The organism is Streptomyces flavofungini, assembly GCF_041028215.1.
GTDB lineage: Bacteria > Actinomycetota > Actinomycetes > Streptomycetales > Streptomycetaceae > Streptomyces > Streptomyces flavofungini_B.
On record NZ_JASKYR010000261.1, the window covers coordinates 1 to 9,892 of the forward strand.

The 9,892-nt window shown below is 70.3% G+C and carries 6 protein-coding genes and 1 pseudogene; 2 read left to right on the plus strand and 5 right to left on the minus strand.

Going from position 1 to position 9,892, the window contains the following annotated elements; translation table 11 throughout:
• The first annotated feature begins 160 nt into the window (after positions 1-160).
• Positions 161-1,063 (plus strand): guanitoxin biosynthesis L-enduracididine beta-hydroxylase GntD, encoded by a 903-nt coding sequence (gene gntD, locus AB8Z36_RS19190; RefSeq protein ID WP_369214569.1) that lies wholly within the window; start codon positions 161-163, stop codon positions 1,061-1,063.
• A gap of 95 nt (positions 1,064-1,158) precedes the next feature.
• On the opposite strand, the gene AB8Z36_RS19195 is transcribed toward gntD, so the two are convergent.
• From AB8Z36_RS19195 to rsgA, 3 genes and pseudogenes are all read right to left on the minus strand, one after another.
• Positions 1,159-1,551 carry a phosphopantetheine-binding protein gene (locus tag AB8Z36_RS19195; RefSeq protein WP_369214563.1) on the minus strand — a complete coding sequence of 131 codons (393 nt, stop codon included), beginning with the start codon at positions 1,549-1,551 and terminating at the stop codon, positions 1,159-1,161.
• Between the two features lie 124 nt (positions 1,552-1,675).
• Positions 1,676-3,598, minus strand: a pseudogene (locus tag AB8Z36_RS19200) (amino acid adenylation domain-containing protein); the annotation flags it as partial.
• Between the two features lie 214 nt (positions 3,599-3,812).
• Entirely contained in the window at positions 3,813-4,820 is a 1,008-nt protein-coding gene (gene rsgA, locus AB8Z36_RS19205) for a ribosome small subunit-dependent GTPase A (RefSeq protein WP_369214564.1), read from the minus strand.
• A 539-nt stretch (positions 4,821-5,359) separates the two neighbouring features.
• Here rsgA and AB8Z36_RS19210 point away from each other — a divergent pair.
• Positions 5,360-6,679, plus strand: coding sequence for a cation:proton antiporter (locus tag AB8Z36_RS19210; RefSeq protein ID WP_369214566.1), 1,320 nt, complete (start codon positions 5,360-5,362; stop codon positions 6,677-6,679).
• A gap of 136 nt (positions 6,680-6,815) precedes the next feature.
• Here the strand turns inward: AB8Z36_RS19210 and AB8Z36_RS19215 are convergent, their stop codons facing one another.
• Positions 6,816-8,570, minus strand: a complete 1,755-nt coding sequence (locus AB8Z36_RS19215; protein ID WP_369214567.1) for an NAD(P)/FAD-dependent oxidoreductase — start codon at positions 8,568-8,570, stop codon at positions 6,816-6,818.
• A partial coding sequence (locus AB8Z36_RS19220; RefSeq protein WP_369214568.1) for a non-ribosomal peptide synthetase occupies positions 8,567-9,892 on the minus strand: 1,326 nt, incomplete at its 5' end. The genes AB8Z36_RS19220 and AB8Z36_RS19215, both read right to left, overlap by 4 nt.

Below are 9,892 nucleotides of genomic sequence, written 5' to 3' on the forward strand. Positions count from 1 at the left end.
GGGATACAGCGCGACCCAGACCTTCGGCGGCTTCCGGTTCGACGCCTGATCCGCCCTTTCACGCCCCTGCACTTGAGGAGACCGATGATGACCACGTCCACCCCGCCCCAGACAGCGACGGAGCTGCGCCTGAGCGCGGCCGAGGCCCGGGCTCCAGGACCTGCCGTTGCTCGCCGCCGAGCTGCCCGACCGGGTGCGGCGGTACCTGCGCGCCTTCGCCCTGGACCAGGGCCGCGGATTCTGCGCGGTGAGCGGTCACCTCGTGGACGACGAGCGCATCGGCCCCACCCCCGTGCACTGGAAGGACGAGCGGCGCGTGCACCACGAGCTGCCCGAGGAGATCCTCGTCCTCCTCTACGGCGCGCTGCTCGGTGAGCCCTTCGGCTGGGCCACCCAGCAGGACGGTCACCTGGTCAACGACGTGTTCCCGATCCGGGAGTACGAGCACGAGCTGCTCGGCACGGGCAGCAAGACGCCGCTGACCCTGCACACCGAGGACGCCTTCCACCCCCACCGCGCCGACTACATCATCCTGTCGTCGCTGCGCAACCCGGACTCCGTGCCGGTGACCGTCGCCGAGGCCGACTTCTCCGTACTGCCGGACGACGTCCTGGACGTCCTCTTCCAGAGCCGGTTCCACATCATCCCCGACAAGTCGCACCTGTCGGAGAACAACACGGTGCGCACCGAGGAGGACCGGCAGGTCTTCGAGAACATCGCGCGGCTCATCGACGGGCTCGGCCTCGTGCCCGTCCTGACCGGCTCCCGGTCCCACCCCCTGCTGTGCTTCGACGCCACGCACATGTCCGCGCCGCCGCGGGACCCGGAGGCCGTACGCGCCTTCGCCGCGGTGTCGGAGCTGCTCGACGCCGGTCTCGTCGACTGCGCGCTTGAGCCGGGCAGCTGTGTCTTCATGAACAACCACCGGGTGGTGCACAGCCGTACCGCCTTCGACGCGCGCTACGACGGCACGGACCGCTGGCTCAAGCGCGTCAACGTCACCCACGACCTCCGCAGGTCCGGCGCCATGCGCCGCTCCGTCGGCTCCCGGCTGATCGGCTGAGCGGCTGATCCGCTGACCGTACGCGAGACGACGCGCAAGGCGGTGGCCCCGGTCCGGTCCGGACCGGGGCCACCGCCTTTCGTGTGCGGGAGGGGTCAGTCCCGGGGCTCCGACTCGGCCTTGCGGACCAGTTCGGCCACCTCGCGGACCGTGGGCGTCAGGAAGAAGTCACCCAGGTCCACGCTCACGCCCAGTTCCTTCTCGATGGCGTCGAGGACGGCGATCGCGAGCAGGCTGTGCCCGCCCTCGTCGAAGAAGTCGCTGTCGGGGCCGAGGGATCCGGAGGCGAGGACCTCTTCGAAGATGCCCTGCACGGCCGTCTCCACCGCGTCGCCGCCCGGCGCCGTCGTCGAGGTGCCGGACGGCGCGGCGGACGCCTGCCGCGGGGCCGGGACCTGCTCCGCGAGCTTCGTCAGGGCGCCGCGGTCGATCTTGCCGCTCACCATGCGGGGCATCTCGTCGATCAGGGTGATGGAGGTCGGCACCATCGCGGGCGGCCAGGGCGGCACCGGCCCGCGCCCTGATCTCCTCCACCGTGGTGTCCCCGGCCGTCAGCCAGGCCGCGAGGGCCGGAGCCCCGTCGGGGCCGCTCACCACGGCGACCGCGCTCTGGGAGACCCCCGGCAGCAGTGCGAGGACGCTCTCCACCTCGCCCGGCTCCACCCGGTGGCCGCGGATCTTCACCTGGTCGTCGGCGCGCCCGGCGAACTCCAGCATGCCGTCCGGGCGCCACCAGACGAGGTCCCCGGTGCGGTAGCACCGCCCGCCGGGGGCGTCGGGATCGGCGACGAACGCCTCCGCCGTCAGCTCGGGACGGTTGCGGTAGCCGTCCGCCAGGCCGTGTCCGGAGAGCCTGAGCTCCCCGATGAAGCCGGTCGGCAGGGCGCGGCCGTCGGCGCCGGTCACCGAGGCGACGGTGTTGGCGATGGGCGGTCCGATCGGCAGGCCGGGTCCGGCGTCGGTGCCGTGGTCGAACGCGGTCGCGCCCACGGAGCACTCCGTCGGGCCGTATTCGTTGATCAGGCGGACACCGGGGAGCAGTTCGTGGTGCCTGCTCACCAGGTCGGGCGTGGTGGCCTCACCGGCGACCGTGACGGCGCGCAGCGTGGCCGCGGCGGCGGGGAGTTCGCCCAGCAGGACCCGGTAGAGGCTCGGCACCAGTGTCATATGGGTGATGCGGTGCCGTTCCGCGAGTTCCGCGAGTTGGCGCGGGAGCAGCTTGTGCGTGTCCGCCAGGACGAGGCGCCCGCCGGAGGCCAGTACGGGAAAGAGGTCGGCGACCGAGCTGTCGAAGGCGAGCGAGGGCAGTTGCAGCAGCCTGGTGTCGGGGTCCATCGCGTGGTTGCCCAGCTTCCAGTGCACGTAGCTGGCGATGGCGCGGTGCCGTACCTCCACGCCCTTGGGCTTGCCGGTCGATCCGGAGGTGTACACCACGTAGGCGAGGTCCTCGGGGCGCGGTCCGGGCCCGTGGGGCGCGAGCGCCTCGGTCTCGGTGGCCGACCGGATGTCGAGCACGGTCGAGGTGAGCGTGGCGGGCAGGGCGTCGCGCATACCGGATTCGACGAGCACGGCCGCGCACGCGGCGTCGTCGAGGATCTCTGCCAGCCGCTGGGCGGGCGAGCGGGGATCGAGCGGCACATAGGCCGCGCCCGCGAGCAGCGTGCCGGTGATCGCGGGCACGGCGTGCAGCGACTTGCCGGTGAGCACCGCGACGCGGTCCCCGCGCCCGATGCCCGAGGCGTGCAGCCGGGCGGCCACCGCCTGAGCGGCCCGCCAGAACTCCCGGTAGGTCAGGGTGTCGGCTCCGGCGACGACGGCGGTGCGGTCCGGGTGTGCCTCGACCGCTTCGGCGATGGGCGCGGTCAGAGTGGTGGTGACGGTCTCGCTCTTGAAAGCGCGCCGGCCGAGGCCGGTGGCCGTCGCCACGTCGTCCGGTCCGCCCGGCGGCAGTGCCGCGACGGCTCCGTGCGGGTCGGTGAAGGCCGTGAGCGCGCTCGCCACCGACCGCAGCAGGACGAGCAGGAACCACTCGTCGGCGCGTTCGGGTCCGGCCTCGGCCTGGAGCTCGCGGCGGCCGTCCGGGGCCGGTTCGGTCAGTGTCAGCGCGATGAGGTCCGGCGGGGACGCGGAGGCGGCGGGGGCCTTGCCGACCCTGGCCGACCGGACGAGGACGGCACCGGCGAAGGGCTCCTCGTGGAGGCCGGCCACGGCCGCCGACCTCAGCTCCGCGTCGACGGCCCTGATCAGATCCGCGACGGTGGCCGGCGCGCCGAGCCCGACGGGGCACAGCACCGGACCGGCGGGACCCGTCACGGCGACCACGGGCTCGTCGGTGTGCTCCGCCGAGCCGACCACCACGGCGGTCGCCGCGGTGAGCCCGACCAGCTCCTCGAGGGGGCGTCCACCGGAGACCTTCGCCAGACCGCTCAGGGCTTCCTCGGTCAGCGGAATCCCGGCCCGGGTCCGCGCGGACGGCGCGGTGCCCAGACGTCGCGGGCGGATCGTGGTGGCGGGCACAGCAGAGTCAGATGTCATGAACGCATTCCCTTGCTCGGGGATCAATGAAGACAACTGCCCGTTGGCCCCGAGGCGTTCTCCGCAACGCGTGAACCGCCATCAGCTTCGAACACCGCAGAGGGCGCGTGCGGGCGCGCCGATTACTGAGGATTGACGTGTCGTGTCGTGTGGTGTCGGAGTTCGGTGGGGTGGGACGGCCCGGCGGTCTCGGCCGCCGGGCCGTGGCGTCAGGTCAGCCGCGCTTGGCGTGCATGTTGGCCATGCCTTCCTTGCCCTGCGCCTTCAGGGCCTTCAGGCGGTCCTGGCGCAGGCGGGCGTCGCTGCGCGAGGCGATCCACTCGTTCTCCCGCACCAGCTTGCGGTAGCTGTCCAGGCGGCGCTGCTGCACCATGCCGTCCTCGATGGCCTCAAGGACCGCGCAGCCCGGTTCGGCGACGTGCTCGCAGTCGCGGAAGCGGCACTCCTCGGCGAGCTCCTCGATCTCCGAGAAGGTCTGCTGGAGGCCGTCGGACGCGTCGTACATACCGACGCCGCGGATGCCGGGGGTGTCGATCAGCACACCGCCGCCGGGCAGCGGCATCAGTTCCCGGGTCGTCGTGGTGTGGCGGCCCTTGCCGTCGCTCCTGGTCTGCCGGGTCTCCATCACCGAGCGGCCGAGCAGGACGTTGGCGATGGTGGACTTGCCGGCGCCGGACTGTCCGACCAGGACGCTCGTGCCCGTCAGTACGGCGGCGAGGATGTCCATGCCTTCGTCGGTGGTGGCGCTGACGACCATCACGTCCACCCCGGGCGAGGCCTGCTCGACCGTCTCGCGGACTCCCTCGGCGTCATCCGCGAGATCGGCCTTGGTGAGGATCAGCAGCGGCTGTGCGCCGCTCTCCCACGCCAGGGCGAGGAAGCGCTCGATGCGGCCGAGGTCGGGCTGCACGTCGAGGGCCACGACGACGCCGATGGTGTCGATGTTGGAGGCGAGCACCTGGCCCTCGGAGCGCTGGGAGGCGCTGGAGCGGACCATCGCCGTGCTGCGCGGCATGAGGGCCTTGACGAAGGTGCCCGCGGCGCTGACCGAGACCGCGGCCCAGTCGCCCGTGCACGGCATCTTCATCGGATCGGGGTCGGCGACGGGACCGGTGTCCGCGTGCACGAGGGACACTCCGGAGTCGCCGTCGGCGATCACGACGTCGCAGCGGCCGCGGTCGACCCGGATGACCCGGCCCGGCACGCACGAGGCGTCGGCCATGGAGGTGAACTGGTCGTCGAGCTCAGGGGACCATCCGTAGGCCTCCAGCGGCCGCGGGTAGATCGAATCAGCCGAAGACGATGAGTGACGCAACGCGATGAGCCCTTCGGGAGGCGTTCTTGGCCGGATGGACACAAGGGGAGGTCGCACCGGCTGCTGGACGGGGGCGAGGGTGGTCCGATTCCGGGTCGCCGCAATGCGGGGCGGCGACATGACCTCGCCCCGGCCTCGGCCGACTCCTACGCATCAGACATTCAATGCAGTTGACGCTACGACAGCCTTGGACGGCCCGCAACACCTTTCCTGTGTGATCGGCTCGAACTTCCCGATCAAGACGGCCAGTTCCCTCCTTTCGGAGATCACCCTCCGCTAGAGTGTGCGCACCATCCCCCGTTGCAAGCGCGTCGAGTTCCACTCCGCCGGGGGCATTCACCCACGATTCAGCGCGGGACGCCCTGATCCGCTCAAGGGCTGTCGGGCATTTCGGCCATCGCGCTCAACAACTCCGCGTCTGTGAAAGTGATCCCAGGGGGATTTCTATGAGTCCGGACGAGACCATCACCCATCTCATGGGGGCGACCGCCGTCATTCTGGCGGCCGCCCATGGTGCGGGCATGCTGGCGAAGAAACTCGGGCAACCATCCATAATCGGCCAGTTGGTCGCGGGTATAGCCCTTGGCCCCAGTCTGCTGTCGCAGCTTCCCTCGGCCGTGGGCGACACCCTGTTTCCGGCCGGTATAGCCCCCATGCTGACCGCGCTCGGCCAGGTGGCCCTCGTACTCTTCCTCTACTTCGTCGGCTATGAACTGGACCTGGGCCTGCTGCGCGGCCGGTCCCGCTCCACGCTGTCGGTCGCGGTCGCCGCCTTCGCCGTCCCCATGCTGGTGGGTACGGGCGCCGTGCTGCTCTTCCACGACGCACTGGAGAGGCTCGGGCTGCCCGAGGACGCCTCGACGCGCTCGGTGCTCTTCCTGGCCATCTCGCTGTCGATCACGGCCGTCCCCGTGCTGATCGTGGTGGTGCGGGAGAACGGCCTGGCCGGCACCGTCCCCGGTGTCATCGCCGTCTCGGCGGCGGGCCTGATCGACGTGGTGGGCTGGGCGGTCCTGCTCGGCACCATCATGGCGGGCGGCGACGGGTCGGGGATGTCCCTGCCGGTGCGGCTGATCCTCCTTGTCGTGCTCATCGCCGTGATGGTCTGGCCCGCGCGGCTGCTGCTGCGGCGGCTCCTGCGCTCACCGGGTGTCTCCTCGGCGGCCCGGCTCTCGGTCCTGACCGGTTTCGCCTTCGCCGCCGCGTGGGCGACCAGCGCACTCGGCCTGCACGTCATCTTCGGCGCACTGCTGGCGGGTGTGGTCACCCCGCGGGAGCCCGACGGCACCCTCAGCCCCGACCTGGTGCGCTCGCTCGACAGCATCGGATCGCTGCTGCTGCCGTTCTTCTTCGTGGTCTCGGGCCGGAGCGTCTCGATCGGCGCCCTGGACGGCACCGCCATGGGCGTCCTCGTCGGCGTCACGCTGCTCGCGGTCCTCGCCAAGGTGCTGCCAGGCGCGCTCGCGGCCCGCATGTCCAAGCTGGACAGCAGGACCTCGATGACCATCGGTGTCCTGCTGAGCACCCGGGGGCTCACCGAGCTCATCGCCCTCCAGGCGGGACTCCAGGCGGGCCTGTTGAGCGGCCCCCTCTACACCGTGCTCGTGCTGATGGCGATCGCCACCACGCTGCTCACCCAGCCCCTCTTGAGGCTGGTCGAGCGCGTCTGGGGGAAGAACGAGACGATCGGCGGCGGCCACGGCCCGGTCGGCGCTCCCGGCGGTTCCGCCAAAGCCGTGACGACCGCGGGACGGACCCGGCGCTGAGAGCCTGTGTCATATCCCCGGCCAGGCGGCGCACGCCCGGCCGGGGAGATGACACAGGCTCTGAACCACGGAGGGGGCGGAGGGGGTGTCGCCCCCTCCGCCCCTTCGGCGTGTGCGGCCCGCGCCGGCCCGCCCGCTACCGCGTGACGGCCGCGGGAGTGCGGTACAGGGCCCGCAGCTCCTCCTCCAGCGCCTTGACCTCATCGAGGCGCGGCTTGCTCTTCGGCGCGAACAGGCCGTCCTTCTCCCAGCGCTCCGGGTCCAGGCTCAGCGCGGACACGTTGAGCCAGCCCCGGCCGCGGATCTCCTCCAGGCGCTCGGGCAGCGCGTCTTCGAGCGCCAGGTAGAAGATGACGTGGGCCAGTTCCTCGATGCGCTCCAGGCCGTCGCGGACGCTGGTGAGCACCTCGCCGAAGGGCGGTGTCTCCGGGCCCGGCAGATTCTGGGTGAACAGCCGGGCCAGCGTCGGCAGGTCGTCGTAGTAGTCGATGTAGTCGAACTCGAAGACCCCTTGGTACCTGCTCGACCAGGCCTTGAACAGGTTCATGATGGTGCCCTGGGTGGCCACCGCGTGGGCGCCGAGCGCGCTGAGCGTGGTGCTCGCCGACTCGTCGAGGAAGGTCTTGCCGTAGAACTGCGGGTCGGAGAAGGACCATCCCACGTAGTAGTCCCAGATCGTCTTCAACGACATGATCACCGCGTTGTCGTGGAAGGCGTACGAGCCCTGGATGTTCATGGTGAGCCCCTCGGCCAGCGAGAGGAACCACCGGTTGGCGTAGCGGACGAAGCCCTCGTCGAAGGTCGCACCGGCGTCCCGGCCCACCATCTCGGTCACGAAGCTGTTGGCGTAGCCGATCAGGTTGGAGCCGACCGAGTAGTACGGATCGGCGAAGACCGCGGCGTCGCCGACGCACGCCCAGCGGTCCTGCGAGAAGACCTGCTGCGAGGAGTGGCTGTAGTTCTTCAGGACGCGGAAGTCCAGGACCGGCAGTTCGCGGATGGCCGGGTCGAAGCCGGGGACCCGCTCGACCACGAAGTCGATGGCCTTCTCGATCCGGTTGAACTTGGTCACCGGGTGCAGGTCGTCGGAGACCACGATGCCGACGCTGGTGTGGTCGGGGGCGAGCGGAATGGCCCAGACCCAGCCGCCCTCGAACATGAAGTGGTTGGTGGAGTTCCACCGCGGCTCGCGGATGCGGTCGTGCCACTCGGTGTGCTCGGCGCCGACCACCTCGTCGGTGTCGAGACGGCCTTCGAGGCGGAACCAGACCGAGTTGTGCGGCTTGGGGTAGCGCTTGGTCAGGTCGAGCTTGCGCTGCAACAGCCGGTGCCTGCCCGTGGCGTCGACGACCCAGCGTCCGGTGACGGTGGTCGGCCCCTGCTCGCCGTCGCCCTCGGGCTGGTAGGTGACCTTGTGCGGCGCCTCGCCCTCGCCGAGCTCGATGTCCAGGACCTTGACGCCCTGCGTGAGCACGGCCCCGGCCTCCTGCGCCACCACGCGCAGATGCTCCTCCAGGGAGCCCCGGTTGAGCTGGTAGGACTTCGCGGGCAGGAAGCGCTCGACGCCGAACTCGGCCTCCTCGTGGAGCCCGGAGCCGCCGCCGTAGAAGTACCGCAGGCCCAGCTTCTCCAGCTGCTGCTCCTCAAGGTAGTCGCGCAATCCGATGACCTGGGCGAAGTAGTACGCGCCCACCTCGACGGACGACTCGCCCACCTTGAACGCCGACAGCGGGATCGGGGAGCGCTCACGCTCGCAGACGAGGACGGAGAGCGCCGGGTACGCGTCCTTGAGCTGCTTGGCCAGGCAGAGCCCGGCAAGGCCGCCGCCCGCGATGACCACGTCGTAGTCGACACCGGTGAATAGGGAATCCGTACCGCGTTTTCCGCTCAAGATGCGTCCGCCTTGTCGTTCGGTCGGTTCTCGATGATGCGGGCCAGACTCCGGATCGTCCGGTCCGTGTAGACAGCCGAGTTGTCGAGCTGGACCCCGAAGTGCTCCTCGACGCCGGAGACGAGGTCCATCACGCCCAGGGAGTCGCCGCCGAGGTCGAAGAAGTCGTCGTCCAGGCCGATGCGCAGGGGCGTGAAGAGCTTCTGCCAGATGCCGAGGAGCACGGCTTCCGTCTCCGTCGTCGGCTGCGGCTCGGGGCCGCCGCGGCCGACGGCCGCTTCGTACAGGACGCTCAGGGCCGCCTCGTCGACCTTGCCGTGCGTGGTCAGCGGCACGGCGTCGACCGGGACGAACGCGGAAGGCACCATGTACTCCGGCAGGTTGTCCCGTGCCAGTGCGCGCAACCGGTCGAGGTCGCGGGCCTCGGGGCCCTCGACGAAGGCGATCAGGAGCGGCGTCTCGGAGTCGGTGTCGCGCCGCACCAGGTGCACGTGGCGCACCGTGTCGTCCTTGGAGAGGATCTGCGCCACGTGGCCCAGTTCCACCCGTCGGCCGCGGATCTTGACCTGTCCGTCACGGCGCTCGATGAACTGGAGATCGCCGCCCGGAAGGAGGCGGACGATGTCCCCGGTGCGGTAGAGCCGCTTTCCCGCGGCCGGGGGTACGGAGGGCGTGATGAACCGCTCAGCGGTCAGTTCGGGATTGCCCAGATAACCCCGGGCGACATTCTCCCCTGCGAGATGGAGTTCGCCGATACCGCCCGGCTCCACCAGGGCGCCGTCCTCGTCGAGGACGAATACCTCGGTGTTGTCGATCGGCTTTCCGATGAGCACGCTCTCGTCGGTGGCCGCGAGGGGGTGGACGGTGGAGCAGACAGCGTTCTCCGACGGGCCGTACTCGTTGTACAGACGCACTTCAGGGAGGCGCAGGAAATGCTCCTGGGTCAGGCTCGGAGCGAACCATTCGCCCGCTATCGTGACGCTGCGCAGGGATTTCACCCGCTGGGCCTCCATGCCGCCGAGCAGACGCCGGTAGAGCGCGGGGGTGATGAGGAAGTGCGAGACGCCCCGATGCTCCATCAGACCCGTCAGATAGGGGCGGTCGGTGATGCGGTCCCTGCGCGGCAGGAGCAGTCGCGCTCCGGAGGTGAGGGCACAGAAGGTGTCCGCCACCGCACTGTCGAACGACGGTCTTGGAATGGCCAGGGTCACATCGTCGGGGCCGAATCCGTAGTAGGAGTTGCGCCACGTCACCGTATTGACGATGGAGTGGTGTTCGACGGCTATTCCCTTGGGGTTTCCCGTCGTCCCCGATGTGTAGAT